The organism is Bacillus haikouensis, assembly GCF_013179555.1.
Taxonomy (GTDB): Bacteria; Bacillota; Bacilli; order Bacillales; family Bacillaceae_B; genus Rossellomorea; species Rossellomorea haikouensis_A.
On sequence record NZ_JABMCR010000124.1, the window covers coordinates 1 to 12,628 of the forward strand.

Here is a 12,628-nt window from a genome sequence, read left to right on the forward strand (position 1 = left end):
ACTAGAATGAACTTTTTAGGTTATAATCCTCAAGGGGATTATGATGGCGACTCTCCAGATTAAAAATTTATGACTCTAAGGGTAATTAATAGTGCCGGTACTGAGGAAATTACCACTTTCATAATTATTGTGCTGGGAATCTAAATAATCGTGCCGAATTCCTGATATTTGAGCCGCTTGCCGAAAAATCTCCATCCCCTCTATGCTTACCGCGATCCATCTCAATCTAACCTTCTTTTCCTCCATTAAGCTTTTGACACTGCCATAGATCCTTGCTTCAAAAAAATTAATTTGACACAATAGGAGAATAGATGAATAATCAAAGATATTCTTGAATAGACTGACAATGTTTTGTTGATATGAGGAAGTGAACAGAGTGGAAATACAGACGCAGTTCTTTCGTGATACTTGGGCAGAAATCAATCTGGACTATTTAAATGAAAATATTAAAAACATCAAGCAGCACATCGCTTCTGATGAGGTGAAACTCTTTGCCGTCGTAAAAGCGAACGCTTACGGTCATGGTTATGTCCAAATTGCATCGGCAGCTTTGGAAGCGGGAGCTCACGGCCTTGCAGTCGCTTTTCTGGATGAGGCTATTTTGCTGAGAAAAGAGGGAATCGAAGCGCCGATACTTGTTCTGGGTGCCGCCCGGGCGACAGATGTGAAGCTGGCCTCCGTGCACAATATTTCATTGACGGCCTTCAGTTTGGAGTGGCTTGAAGAAGCAGCAGGAGAATTGGAAGAAACGTCTTCATTGAATCTGCATATAAAATGCGATACAGGGATGGGCAGGATCGGAATCCGGACTGCAGAAGAGTTGAAGGAAATGGAAAAATTCATTCAAACTCACAGCCATTTACGTTTAGAAGGGATTTTTACGCATTTTGCTACAGCGGATGAATTGGATGATGCTTATCTCGAACGCCAGCTTGAGAAATTTAAAGGGATGCTTGACGTTCTTGAAGAACCGCCGCCATACGTTCATTCCTCTAATAGTGCGGCAGCGCTGCGGAAATCAGGTACTTATTTCAATTCGGTCCGGATAGGGATTTCGATGTATGGTCTTTCTCCCTCTCAGGAAATGAAGGAGGTGCTTCCTGTCCGATTAAAGGAAGTTTTCTCACTGCATTCAAAGCTGATTTATACAAAAGAAGCGAAAGCAGGGGATAAGATCAGCTACGGATCCACATATGAGTCGCCGGGCAATGAATGGATAGGGACGATTCCGGTCGGTTATGCGGATGGATGGCTGCGAAAGCTTCAGGGTCAGGAGGTGATTGTTGAGGGTGTAAGGGCTCCGATTGTAGGAAGGATATGCATGGATCAATGTATGATGTCCGTTCCCAGGTCCTTGAAAGCAGGTGCGAAGGTCACTCTTATCGGGCAGCAGGGGAATGAGGCTGTTACGATAGACGAAATTGCAGAAAAGCTCGAAACAATCAATTACGAAATTCCCTGTATCATTTCCTGGAGAGTTCCCAGGGTGTATATAAGGAACGGAAAGCCGGTAGAGGTTTCTAATAAATTGCTGTCTTCCGGCTTGGGAAAAGGTAAAATCTGAATTTCAATGAATAATTACTATTTTATATAGCCGATAATAGAAGAGATTGATAAATTGTCTTTTCATTCCCACTATTTAATGGTATGATTAGTATGTTATTGAACAGAAACGGTATGTAGTGATTGGTGGAGGTGTAGTTTGTGTCTGAATCCAGCGCAACAACAGAAATCTTAATTCGTCTGCCGCAACAGCTCGTTACAGAATTAGACGGCTTTGCAGATCAAGAGAATGTGAATCGCAATGAGTTTATTTATCGTGCAACCAAAATGTATTTACGAGAGCGTAAAAAGCGACAGCTACGCGAATCTATGAGACGCGGCTATATGGAGATGGCTAAGATTAATCTTGCAATCGCTTCAGAAGCGATACAAGCAGAATATGAGGCAGAACATACAGTCGAACGCTTAGTAAGCGGAGGTTAATCCTTTGATTGTAAAGCGTGGTGACGTATATTTTGCAGATCTTTCTCCTGTTGTAGGTTCAGAACAAGGCGGAGTTCGACCGGTACTTGTTATTCAAAACGATATTGGGAACAGATTTAGTCCCACAGTGATCGTTGCTGCTATTACCGCACAAATTCAAAAAGCAAAACTACCTACTCATGTTGAAATTGATGCAAAACGTTATGGCTTTGAACGTGATTCTGTTATCTTGCTTGAACAAATTCGAACGATTGATAAACAACGTCTGACAGATAAAATTACACATTTGGATGATGAGATGATGGAAAAAGTGGATGATGCCCTCCAAATCAGTGTCGGCCTAATCCAATTTTAAAACTTGTTTCATACCATGTGGTTGTAAGTTTACGTACGACAGTACAACAGTAACTAACAACACAGCTACAAAATCGAAGGCTTGCTGATCAAGATAAGAATTGATCAGCAAGCCTTCTGTTTTTGTATTGGAACTTTGGCCATCAGAGCTCCTTGAATCCCCGGTTATCCATAACGATCCTCGTGCAGAAGGATAGACCTGAGGGGAATATAGATATTTTTATGACAAAAAACGTGTCACAATTTATAATAAAAGTAAACTTGGAGAAATTACCCGAAAAGACATAGTTTTTTTCAATTAATCATTTTTTTGTTACTATATTATTAAATGTGTTAAATGGAATGTAAGCTGTTTTCTATTAGGTTGTTGCTTTTCGTACAAAGCCGGTAGTCTGAAAGGAGCATTGGAACGTGCTCTATTCAAACTCAAGCTTATACCGACGGGACATCAATCGGCATTTTCTTGTGTCTAAAGCAGCAAAGTTTGTGAAAAGAGCCTAAATGTAAGCATAAGAACGGATAAAATTAAGATTAAAAATACGTTACATCTATTCGTATACAACAATTGGTGTAAATTTCTTATGGTAGAATGGGGAGAGTTATATGTTCACTGAGATCACGGATTATATCCAGAGTAATAAGTCGGAGTTAACCGATGTTTGGATGGAGCGGATGAAGGAGGAAGCGGATGAAAAATTCCTTCTAGTTGTTTCAGATCAAATTTTCACTAAGACAAGCCATGAATTTGTGGAAATGATTGCATCCAATCTGAGGGATTCAAATGAATTCACTTCAAGATTGGAGGATTTCGCCGAGAAGGTTGTACGATTCGGATGGCCTTTGACATTTGTTACGAGTGCCTTGAGCACGTTTGCGAAAGTCGTTTATGAAAAGATGCGGAAAGACAGTCTGATCACGGCAGAAAATAATACCGAACAGATTGAAGTATTCGATAAATGGGTTACCCCGATGTATAACAAAGTGATCAGCGCATATACAGAATCCTGGGAAAGAACCGTATCCCTCCAAAAGATTGCTCTGCAGGAATTGTCAGCGCCGCTGATTCCCGTGTTCGAGAAGATTTCAGTGATGCCCCTCGTCGGCACCATCGATACAGAAAGAGCGCGTTTAATCATGGAGAACCTTCTGAACGGTGTGGTGAAACATCGTGCGGAAGTGGTTCTGATTGATATAACAGGGGTCCCTGTAGTGGATACGATGGTCGCTCACCACATTATTCAGGCTGCAGACGCGGTCCGGCTGGTAGGGGCTAAGTGCATGCTGGTAGGTATCAGGCCTGAAATTGCCCAGACGATCGTTAATCTGGGGATTGACCTTAACCAATTCAGCACGAACAGCACTTTACGAAAAGGAATTGAAAAGGCTCTTGAAATGACGGATAGAAAAATTGTTTCAGCGGAGGGATCAGAGTGAGAATACCGATTTTAAAATTGCATGATTGCTTGTTAATTTCAATTCAGTGGGAACTCGATGATCAAACGGCCCTTCAATTTCAAGAGGACCTTTTGCATAAAATACATGAAACAAGTGCAAGAGGGGTTGTCATCGATATCACTTCGATCGATTTTATCGATTCTTTTATCGCCAAGGTACTTGGCGATGTTATAAATATGTCCAGGTTAATGGGAGCTAAAGTTGTAATTACAGGTATTCAGCCTGCTGTTGCCATAACGTTGATCGAACTCGGCATCAGGTTGGACGATGTGCTGACCGCTCTGGATTTGGAAAAAGGTCTGGAGAAATTACAAATGGAACTGGGGGACTAGTGAATGGATAGCCAATCCTGCGTGAAGATCACGAATGAATGGGACATCGTTGCTGCCCGCCAGTTAGGAAGAAATGTGGCGAAAGAGTTGGGGTTTGGTACGGTTGACCAGGCTCGTATCACTACCGCAATCAGTGAATTAGCACGAAATATTTATCTTTATGCCGGTCATGGTCAGATATGTATAGAAAAACTTTTCGATGGCGGAAAAAAGGGAGTGCGGATCATCGCTTTGGATGACGGCCCTGGCATTAACGATATTAGAAAAGTAATGGAAGATGGATATTCCACATCAGGTGGTCTGGGAGCTGGGTTGCCTGGAGTTAAACGTTTGATGGATGAATTCAACGTAGAATCTGTACCGGGAGAAGGGACAGACATCCGGGCAACAAAATGGCTCCGCTAGGGGGAGTTACATTGAATTTTAGAGAATTGATGGATTCAAAATATAGAGAGATCATCGAGCACTATCTGAATGAGCAGGATGAAAAGGCTTTGTATCTTGGACAAAAATTCAGTCGCAAATCGATTGAGCACCATGTGTCACCGGAAGAGATCATCAGCCTTCATAAAAGTGTAATAATCGAGATGGAACCGAATATTCCGCACCATGTCCTGCATGCGTTCGATATTTTACTGGAAGTCATGATCGGATATGGGTTTGCCTATCGTGAGCACCAAAGCCTGAGAAGCAAGCAGCAGGAATTGAATAATGAAATCGATATTGCTTCCAATATGCAGCAAACACTGCTCGGGACAAGCGTGCCGGAAGTGAGTGCACTCGATATCGCAGCGGTCAGCGTCCCTGCGAAGAAAATGAATGGTGATTATTATCACTTCGTTCAAGATGAAAATGATACTGTCAGCGTAGCCATTGCTGACGTAATCGGTAAAGGGATACCGGCTGCACTCTGCATGTCGATGATTAAATATGCGATGGACAGTCTGCCGGAATACCGCAATGAACCTAATGCTGTGCTGGAAAGTTTGAACAGGGTTGTAGAACAGAACGTGGATGCAAGTATGTTCATTACAATGTTCTACGGTGTCTACAATCCACATGAGCACTTGTTCTCCTATTCATCAGCCGGACATGAACCCGGCTTCTTTTATAATGCCGCCTCCGGCCAATTCGAAGACCTGGATGCGAAAGGGCTTTTATTGGGAGTGGATAAGAGGGCCAAGTACAGACAATATGAGAGACGTGTGGAAATTGGGGATATGATCATCCTGTTATCTGACGGGGTAACCGAATGCCGCACGGAAGAAGGCTTTATTGAAAGGGAAGATTTAGTCGAACTGATCAGTCAGTATAAACACCTGACCTCAGATGAAATAGTTACCAATGTTTATAAAGAATTAGAGAAATTGCAGCATTTTGAGCTGCGCGATGACTTCACCCTGATAATTATAAAAAGAATTTCATAAAAGTTGTTTATCTGGTTTTCCATTAGGGTAAACGAATAAGAGACTTTATTATAATGTTGTTAAAAAAGGTGGTCATTTTATGAACTTGTCAATAGATATCCAAGAGAAAGAGAATGAATTATTCGTGAAAGTAGCTGGGGAAATTGATGCCTATACAGCGCCTAAACTTAAAGAAACTCTTCAACCTTCTGCCGAAGCTGAAAATGATAAAGATATCGTTGTAGATCTTTCAGAGGTTTCCTATATGGATAGTACCGGCCTGGGTGTATTCGTAGGCTTATTCAAGACTATTAACGCACGCGGCGGCCAGTTGAAGCTGGTTGGTTTATCTGAACGTTTACAAAGACTGTTTGATATCACAGGTTTAGGGGATATTATGAATATAAATTCCAAGGTAGAAGGTGGAGTGGAATGATGCAAGCATTTGATTACATCGAGATGAAAATTCCTGCAAAGCCTGAATACGTAGGGGTTATTCGTCTGACGCTGTCAGGGATATCCAGTCGTATGGGCTTTGATTATGACGCGATAGAAGACTTGAAGATCGCGACAAGCGAGGCTATCACGAATGCCGTTCAGCATGCTTATAAACATGATGATGGGGAAGTGGTTGTCGGCTTTGCTCTTTACGAAGACCGATTAGAGGTAATGGTAGCAGATCACGGAAAAAGCTTTGACTTTAAAGCGATCCGAAGCGCCGTCGGCCCATATCATGCGGATCATTCCGTTGAATTCCTTAGAGAAGGTGGGTTAGGTCTTTACCTTATTGAGAGTCTCATGGACGATGTGAAAGTACATCATAAAGAGGGAGTGACGGTCTTCATGACCAAATTCCTATCAGGAGAGCAGGTGGAGAGGGATGAAAAAACTATCTCAACCTAACCAGCAGGCACAAAAGGAAAAAGTCCTTCAATGGATTAAAGCTTATCAGGATCATGAGGACGATGATGCCCAAGCGCAGCTTATCCTTCACTATCAGAATCTTGTTGAGTCCATTGCAAGGAAATACTCAAAGGGCAGATCTTTTCATGAAGATATCATTCAAGTGGGTATGATTGGGCTTCTTGGGGCAATCAGACGTTACGATGAATCCTTTGGAAGGTCCTTTGAAGCTTTTGCAATACCCACCATCATCGGAGAAATCAAGCGTTTTCTTCGTGATAAGACATGGAGCGTCCACGTCCCGAGACGAATCAAAGAACTCGGTCCGAAGATTAAATCCACTGTCGAAGAATTAACCAATAAATTGGAACGATCTCCACAAGTTCATGAAATTGCTGAATATCTTGAAGTAAGTGAAGAAGAAGTATTGGAAGCCATGGAAATGGGCAGGAGTTACCAAGCCCTTTCCGTGGATCATTCCATAGAAGCAGATTCTGAGGGAAGTACCGTTACAATCTTAGATATTGTCGGGAATCAGGATGAAGGATATGAAAAGGTCAATCAACGCCTTGTACTGGATAAAGTCCTGCATGTTCTTTCCGAAAGGGAGAAAGCGATTATCCAGTTCACGTATTTGGAAAACCTGAGTCAGAAAGAAGCCGGCGAGAAACTTGGGATTTCTCAAATGCATGTCTCCCGTTTGCAGCGCAGAGCAATTAAAAAACTGCGTGAAGCAATCCAAGATGAGGCTTTCGAGTCGGAGAGTCACTATTAATGGGTTATTTCCAACAAAATGAAATTGAGTTGTATGCAGAACAGGTTTCAAAAAATGGAAACCCCTATTGTGGTGACAGTTATTATTATGTCTCTACAAATGACTACTTTGTCTGTGTGTTAGCTGACGGTTTGGGAAGTGGGAAGTATGCCTATGAATCTTCTCATGAGGTAGTGGAAATTGTGGAACAAAATCATGGTGAAGATGTAGAAACCCTTATGAATTTATGCAATAACGCGCTCCTAAAGAAACGTGGAGCCGCAGTGGCAATTATCAAGGCATATTACCACTCGAAAGAATTTGTCTATAGCTGTGTGGGGAATATCCGGTTTTATATGTATTCTCCGGAAGGGAAAATTACATATCCTTTGCCGGTGACGGGTTACCTATCCGGGAGACCGCAGAAGTATCAGACAAAACGTTATTCATATGAAGCAAACTCAAGGTTTCTACTGCATTCAGATGGATTGAATATCTCTGGTGTAAAGACTGTCCTTCAAAGGTATCCGACACTTCACAGCACCATGCATGATATTCAAACCTTAGTCGATGAAACCGCTGATGATACCACCTATATAGTAGGAAGCTTGCTCTAATCAGGGTAAGCTTTCTTTTTTTGCCTGAACCTATGGTAAACTTAATGAGAACCCTTGTAGATGGAGGTCGAAACAGTTGACTGTAACAATAACGAACCAAGAAAATTTACTGCATATCGTTTCAAAGAACGTAAATGCTTCTCTTAAAAACGTAAAGAATGTCATTTCATTATTGGAAGAAGGTAACACGGTACCGTTCATTGCCCGTTATCGGAAAGAGCAAACGGGGGCGTTAGATGAGGTACAGATCAAAGACATAATGGAACAGTGGAATTACCTGCAAAATCTTGAACAGCGAAAAGAAGAAGTTCTTCGACTGATTGATGAACAAGGCAAGCTGACAGGTGAATTATCACAAGCGATTAAAAAAGCTGACAAATTACAAAAGGTAGAGGACTTATACCGCCCATATAAACAAAAGCGGCGTACCAAAGCGACTGTAGCCAAAGAAAAAGGGCTGGAATCTTTAGCTGAATGGATCTTAACATTCCCATCGGCAGGGGATATTAATAATGAAGCGGCCCGTTATATTTCTAAAGAAAAAGAAGTGATGACGGCTGAAGAGGCGCTTTCCGGAGCCAAGGATATCATCGCTGAAACCATCTCGGACGAGGCCGTTTTTCGTGAGTACATACGGAATCACACCTTTAGAAAAGGTATCATTGAAACCAAGGTGAAGAATGTAGAAAAAGATGAAAAGAATGTTTTTGAAATGTACTATGAATACAGTGAACCGGTAAGCAAAGTCGTGCCGCACCGGGTGCTTGCGATGAATAGAGGAGAAAAAGAGGATATCATCAAAGTGAATATCCAGCCGGACGCAGAGGCAATTCTGCAATATTTACAAAGACAAGTAATTAAAAATGTACACTCTCCAGTAGCTGCTGACGTAAAGGAAGCGATCGAAGACAGCTACAAACGGCTGATCCAGCCTTCTGTTGAAAGGGAAATCCGCAATGATTTAACAGAAAAGGCTGAGAGTCAAGCCATTCATATCTTCTCGGAAAACCTGAGGAAGCTTCTTTTACAACCTCCGATGAAAGGAAGAATGGTATTGGGAGTCGATCCTGCTTACAGAACGGGTTGTAAGCTGGCCGTTATTGACGAAACAGGGAAAATGCTAGAAGTGAATGTCATTTACCCTCATCCGCCTAAATCAAGCAAAGCTGCGTCTGAAGATGTAATGAAAAAGATGATCGATCAATATTCCATAGAAGTTGTGGCCATTGGAAACGGAACGGCTTCGAGGGAAACAGAGCAATTTGTGGCAGATGTCCTGAAGAATATTGATAAAGAAATCTTCTACCTAATCGTGAATGAAGCGGGGGCAAGTGTTTACTCCGCTTCCGATGTAGCAAGGGAAGAATTCCCCTCCCTGCAAGTAGAGGAAAGAAGTGCAGTTTCGATTGCCAGAAGACTGCAGGATCCGCTTGCTGAACTGGTGAAAATCGACCCGAAATCAGTGGGGGTGGGGCAATACCAGCATGATGTGTCTCAAAAGAAATTGAACGAATCACTTACCTTCGTAGTAGAGACAGCCGTTAACCAAGTAGGGGTGAATGTCAATACAGCTTCCTCATCCTTGCTGCAATATGTAGCAGGACTCTCGAAAACGGTCGCAAATAATATCGTGAAAAAGAGAGAAGAAGAGGGGAAATTTAAGTCCAGGTCACAATTAAAGAAGATACCGAGGCTTGGCGCCAAGACGTATGAACAAAGTATAGGGTTCCTTCGTATTATGGAAGGCAAAGAACTGCTGGATCGCACACCGATTCACCCGGACAACTACGAAGATGTTAAAAAGCTTCTTTTCAAGGCAGGATCCAGCGTGGAAGCGATCGGCAGTGAACAGTTAAAACAGGCATTTAATCAAATGAGCCTGAATGAAGTGTCGGAAGAGCTTGGGATCGGTAAGCTGACTCTTAAAGATATCATCGATGCGTTAATTCGCCCGGGCAGGGATCCGCGTGATGAATTTCCTAAGCCGCTTCTGAAGAAAGATGTACTTAAACTTGAAGACCTTACAGAAGGAATGGAACTTCAAGGCACAGTGCGGAATGTAGTCGATTTTGGTGCATTTGTCGATGTGGGAGTGAAGCAGGACGGATTGGTCCATATTTCTAAGCTGAAACAGGGATTCGTCAAACACCCGCTGGATGTCGTGTCGGTAGGGGACGTCGTTACCGTTTGGGTAGATAGTGTCGATGTGAAAAAAGGAAGAGTGGCGCTGACGATGATTCAGTAATAGATGAATGGCCGGTTTAATGCGTCTCCTGCTTTCCTTAACCATCTTCGCAGGATTGAAAAAGCGATTGTGTTTCATTCCTGCACACTGGTGGGTGAATGTAATGGTGAATAGGTTGTCGTAAATTTAACATCGCTGGTGTATCACAATAAAGGCTGACTTGATGGGAGGAATGATCATCAAGTCAGCTTTTATGGTTCAGCTTCGGCTGAGGTCATAAGTAAAGACAACTTAAAAGGCAAACAAACGTGTTTCCGGCTGCCCGGTTATCCCTGTCGCCTCTGATCGAGCTTCCTGCGCATTTTCAGTTATTATTGCTGAGGGAAGTTTTTCTTTCTATAAAAATTCCAACATTGATTAAGAAGTTTAATCTGATAACGATTCTTCTCAAAATATGCCTTCCTCATCTGATTAACGAGCCAGTTTGGCATAAGGTACCCTCCTTATTCCAATCTCCCTGAAAATATTCTTAATCTGACAGGCGGTGTCGATTCATCCAGGATGTTATAATCTATGTGTATGAGAGAATAGGCTGTCCCGTGCTGGAAAACGAGAAATGGTAAGGAGAATAGTATGACGAACGATGAACTGCAAACCCTGGTAGAAGAAATTTCACTTCAATATTTTCAAAAACCATTTCGCCATAGAGCCTATTTCAATCCCAGGCTCAGAACGACAGGCGGAAGATACATGCTGGGGAGCCACAATATAGATTTAAACCGAAAGTATTTGGAAGAACACGGAACATCGGAATTAATCGGAATTATCAAACATGAACTTTGTCATTACCATCTTCATATTGAAGGGAAGGGCTACAGGCATAGAGATTCCGATTTCAGAAACCTGCTTCAAAAAGTAGATGCGCCGAGACATTGTTCCGCACTGACTGATACAAAAAGGAACCGGCGTATCCTGATCTACTCATGTTCAAAATGCAGCCAGACATTCCAGAGGAAAAAAAGGATCAATACCGCTAAATATGTATGCGGACGCTGTAAGGGGAAACTTATTTTTCGAAAAGAGATTAAACAAGACTCTTAAGCTGCTGATAAACAAGTAAGATTAAGTATTCCAGGTGTGAAAATCTCCTTTAAAATAGTTGACAAGAAGTAGTTGAGTCATTATAATCGAAAGAGTCGATAAGACATTTTTAAAAGCGTATAGAATACTTCACGTTCCGCAGTAGCTCAGTGGTAGAGCTATCGGCTGTTAACCGATCGGTCGCAGGTTCGAATCCTGCCTGCGGAGCCATTTTTATGGAGAAGTACTCAAGTGGCTGAAGAGGCGCCCCTGCTAAGGGTGTAGGTCGGGCAACTGGCGCGAGGGTTCAAATCCCTCCTTCTCCGCCATCATATTTGATCTTTATCCTGGCCCGTTGGTCAAGCGGTTAAGACACCGCCCTTTCACGGCGGTAACACGGGTTCGAATCCCGTACGGGTCATTTTTATATACTCGAATGTATGCAACTATTGAAAGCTTTCTGGCTGTCAGCAAAATAAATGACATTCATTTCGATAAAGCAAAAAAACTCTGGTCCGGTAGTTCAGTTGGTTAGAATGCCTGCCTGTCACGCAGGAGGTCGCGGGTTCGAGTCCCGTCCGGACCGCCAGAATTTTTCTTTAAAAAGTGGTTGACGATGAAGAGGTAGACATGCTATTATATAAACCTCGTCACTTTTTGAGGCATTGGGCTATAGCCAAGCGGTAAGGCATCGCACTTTGACTGCGACATGCGTTGGTTCGAATCCAGCTAGCCCAGCCATTAAGAGCCATTAGCTCAGTTGGTAGAGCATCTGACTTTTAATCAGAGGGTCGAAGGTTCGAGTCCTTCATGGCTCACCAAAGATTTTTGCAGAAGGCAAAATATCTATCATTTTCATGCGGGTGTGGCGGAATTGGCAGACGCACCAGACTTAGGATCTGGCGCCGCAAGGCGTGGGGGTTCAAGTCCCTTCACCCGCACTTTTAATCTTTTAAAAAAAGCATTGACATAACAGTTAATCCTTGATACAATAATGTTTGTCGCTTCAAACGCGGTCGTGGCGGAATGGCAGACGCGCTAGGTTGAGGGCCTAGTGGGGGCGACCCCATGGAGGTTCAAGTCCTCTCGGCCGCACCAAAGCTTTTAACATACTGCGCCCGTAGCTCAATTGGATAGAGCGTTTGACTACGGATCAAAAGGTTAGGGGTTCGACTCCTCTCGGGCGCGCCACTAATTCTTCTACAAGCGAGTATGAAAGAATGAAATGAACTAAATGCTCCTGGAACGGGAAGTAGCTCAGCTTGGTAGAGCACTTGGTTTGGGACCAAGGGGTCGCAGGTTCGAATCCTGTCTTCCCGACCATCACATTACTTATAATATATGCGGGTGTAGTTTAATGGTAAAACCTCAGCCTTCCAAGCTGATGTCGTGGGTTCGATTCCCATCACCCGCTCCAACACAACACCATTTGAACCTTGAAAACTGAACAAAACAAGACAATACGTCAACGTTAATTCTAGATTTACCGCAACGATTGAATCGTTGCAAACAAGAGCTATTCAAACTTTTATCGGAGAGTTTGATCCTGGCTCAGG

Annotated in this window: 14 protein-coding genes and 11 tRNA genes; 24 read left to right on the forward strand and 1 reads right to left on the reverse strand. The window is 42.8% G+C overall.

Annotated features, from left to right (window positions below; all coding sequences use genetic code 11):
- The first annotated feature begins 376 nt into the window (after positions 1-376).
- From alr to HP456_RS12885, 12 genes are all read left to right on the forward strand, one after another.
- Entirely contained in the window at positions 377-1,564 is a 1,188-nt protein-coding gene (alr, locus tag HP456_RS12830) for an alanine racemase (protein ID WP_172251684.1), read from the forward strand.
- Between the two features lie 140 nt (positions 1,565-1,704).
- Entirely contained in the window at positions 1,705-1,986 is a 282-nt protein-coding gene (locus HP456_RS12835; RefSeq protein WP_032085355.1) for a CopG family ribbon-helix-helix protein, read from the forward strand.
- 4 nt (positions 1,987-1,990) lie between these two features.
- Positions 1,991-2,341 (forward strand): type II toxin-antitoxin system endoribonuclease NdoA, encoded by a 351-nt coding sequence (gene ndoA, locus HP456_RS12840; RefSeq protein ID WP_006838214.1) that lies wholly within the window; start codon positions 1,991-1,993, stop codon positions 2,339-2,341.
- Between the two features lie 602 nt (positions 2,342-2,943).
- Positions 2,944-3,774, forward strand: coding sequence for an RsbT co-antagonist protein RsbRA (rsbRA, locus tag HP456_RS12845; protein ID WP_172251686.1), 831 nt, complete (start codon positions 2,944-2,946; stop codon positions 3,772-3,774).
- Positions 3,771-4,127: an STAS domain-containing protein gene (gene rsbS / locus HP456_RS12850; protein WP_032085357.1), complete on the forward strand. Its 357-nt coding sequence runs from the start codon at positions 3,771-3,773 to the stop codon at positions 4,125-4,127. Before rsbRA ends, rsbS begins: the two co-directional genes overlap by 4 nt.
- 3 nt (positions 4,128-4,130) lie before the next feature.
- Positions 4,131-4,532, forward strand: a complete 402-nt coding sequence (locus tag HP456_RS12855; protein WP_172251688.1) for an anti-sigma regulatory factor — start codon at positions 4,131-4,133, stop codon at positions 4,530-4,532.
- Between the two features lie 11 nt (positions 4,533-4,543).
- Positions 4,544-5,554: a PP2C family protein-serine/threonine phosphatase gene (locus HP456_RS12860; protein ID WP_172251690.1), complete on the forward strand. Its 1,011-nt coding sequence runs from the start codon at positions 4,544-4,546 to the stop codon at positions 5,552-5,554.
- A gap of 79 nt (positions 5,555-5,633) precedes the next feature.
- A complete protein-coding gene (locus tag HP456_RS12865) occupies positions 5,634-5,969 on the forward strand; it encodes an anti-sigma factor antagonist (protein WP_172251692.1) in 336 nt (111 codons plus the stop codon).
- Positions 5,966-6,436: an anti-sigma B factor RsbW gene (gene rsbW, locus HP456_RS12870; RefSeq protein WP_172251694.1), complete on the forward strand. Its 471-nt coding sequence runs from the start codon at positions 5,966-5,968 to the stop codon at positions 6,434-6,436. Before HP456_RS12865 ends, rsbW begins: the two co-directional genes overlap by 4 nt.
- Positions 6,414-7,211: an RNA polymerase sigma factor SigB gene (gene sigB / locus HP456_RS12875; RefSeq protein WP_172251696.1), complete on the forward strand. Its 798-nt coding sequence runs from the start codon at positions 6,414-6,416 to the stop codon at positions 7,209-7,211. The genes rsbW and sigB overlap by 23 nt, the downstream gene beginning before the upstream one ends.
- Positions 7,211-7,807 carry a PP2C family serine/threonine-protein phosphatase gene (locus HP456_RS12880; RefSeq protein WP_172251698.1) on the forward strand — a complete coding sequence of 199 codons (597 nt, stop codon included), beginning with the start codon at positions 7,211-7,213 and terminating at the stop codon, positions 7,805-7,807. The genes sigB and HP456_RS12880 overlap by 1 nt, the downstream gene beginning before the upstream one ends.
- Positions 7,808-7,895: 88 nt before the next feature.
- Positions 7,896-10,052 carry a Tex family protein gene (locus HP456_RS12885; protein WP_172251706.1) on the forward strand — a complete coding sequence of 719 codons (2,157 nt, stop codon included), beginning with the start codon at positions 7,896-7,898 and terminating at the stop codon, positions 10,050-10,052.
- Between the two features lie 311 nt (positions 10,053-10,363).
- Here HP456_RS12885 and cmpA read toward each other — a convergent pair whose 3' ends face one another.
- Positions 10,364-10,483: a cortex morphogenetic protein CmpA gene (cmpA, locus tag HP456_RS12890; RefSeq protein WP_172251700.1), complete on the reverse strand. Its 120-nt coding sequence runs from the start codon at positions 10,481-10,483 to the stop codon at positions 10,364-10,366.
- 142 nt (positions 10,484-10,625) lie between these two features.
- Between cmpA and HP456_RS12895 the strand changes: the two genes are divergently transcribed.
- From HP456_RS12895 to HP456_RS12950, 12 genes are all read left to right on the forward strand, one after another.
- The gene (locus tag HP456_RS12895; RefSeq protein ID WP_172251702.1) at positions 10,626-11,093 is read left to right on the forward strand and encodes a SprT family protein; all 468 of its coding nucleotides are present in this window, start codon (positions 10,626-10,628) and stop codon (positions 11,091-11,093) included.
- A 135-nt stretch (positions 11,094-11,228) separates the two neighbouring features.
- Positions 11,229-11,303 (forward strand) — tRNA-Asn (locus tag HP456_RS12900).
- 7 nt (positions 11,304-11,310) lie between these two features.
- Positions 11,311-11,401: transfer RNA gene (locus HP456_RS12905), tRNA-Ser, on the forward strand.
- Between the two features lie 20 nt (positions 11,402-11,421).
- Positions 11,422-11,493, forward strand: a tRNA-Glu gene (locus HP456_RS12910).
- A gap of 91 nt (positions 11,494-11,584) precedes the next feature.
- Positions 11,585-11,661 (forward strand) — tRNA-Asp (locus HP456_RS12915).
- A 77-nt stretch (positions 11,662-11,738) separates the two neighbouring features.
- Positions 11,739-11,813: transfer RNA gene (locus tag HP456_RS12920), tRNA-Gln, on the forward strand.
- A gap of 4 nt (positions 11,814-11,817) precedes the next feature.
- Positions 11,818-11,893: transfer RNA gene (locus HP456_RS12925), tRNA-Lys, on the forward strand.
- Between the two features lie 38 nt (positions 11,894-11,931).
- Positions 11,932-12,013 (forward strand) — tRNA-Leu (locus HP456_RS12930).
- A 71-nt stretch (positions 12,014-12,084) separates the two neighbouring features.
- A tRNA-Leu gene (locus HP456_RS12935) sits at positions 12,085-12,170 on the forward strand.
- Between the two features lie 16 nt (positions 12,171-12,186).
- Positions 12,187-12,263: transfer RNA gene (locus HP456_RS12940), tRNA-Arg, on the forward strand.
- Between the two features lie 55 nt (positions 12,264-12,318).
- A tRNA-Pro gene (locus HP456_RS12945) sits at positions 12,319-12,395 on the forward strand.
- A 20-nt stretch (positions 12,396-12,415) separates the two neighbouring features.
- Positions 12,416-12,489: transfer RNA gene (locus tag HP456_RS12950), tRNA-Gly, on the forward strand.
- Positions 12,490-12,628: the final 139 nt, after the last annotated feature.

Excerpts from the sequence above, each read along its gene's own strand:
- HP456_RS12865 (WP_172251692.1), top strand. The coding sequence starts at position 5,634 with ATGAACTTGTCAATAGATATCCAAGAGAAAGAGAATGAATTATTCGTG.
- HP456_RS12880 (WP_172251698.1), top strand. The coding sequence starts at position 7,211 with ATGGGTTATTTCCAACAAAATGAAATTGAGTTGTATGCAGAACAGGTT.
- HP456_RS12895 (WP_172251702.1), top strand. The coding sequence starts at position 10,626 with ATGACGAACGATGAACTGCAAACCCTGGTAGAAGAAATTTCACTTCAA.
- rsbW (WP_172251694.1), top strand. The coding sequence starts at position 5,966 with ATGATGCAAGCATTTGATTACATCGAGATGAAAATTCCTGCAAAGCCT.
- sigB (WP_172251696.1), top strand. The coding sequence starts at position 6,414 with ATGAAAAAACTATCTCAACCTAACCAGCAGGCACAAAAGGAAAAAGTC.
- cmpA (WP_172251700.1), bottom strand. The coding sequence starts at position 10,483 with ATGCCAAACTGGCTCGTTAATCAGATGAGGAAGGCATATTTTGAGAAG.
- rsbRA (WP_172251686.1), top strand. The coding sequence starts at position 2,944 with ATGTTCACTGAGATCACGGATTATATCCAGAGTAATAAGTCGGAGTTA.
- HP456_RS12855 (WP_172251688.1), top strand. The coding sequence starts at position 4,131 with ATGGATAGCCAATCCTGCGTGAAGATCACGAATGAATGGGACATCGTT.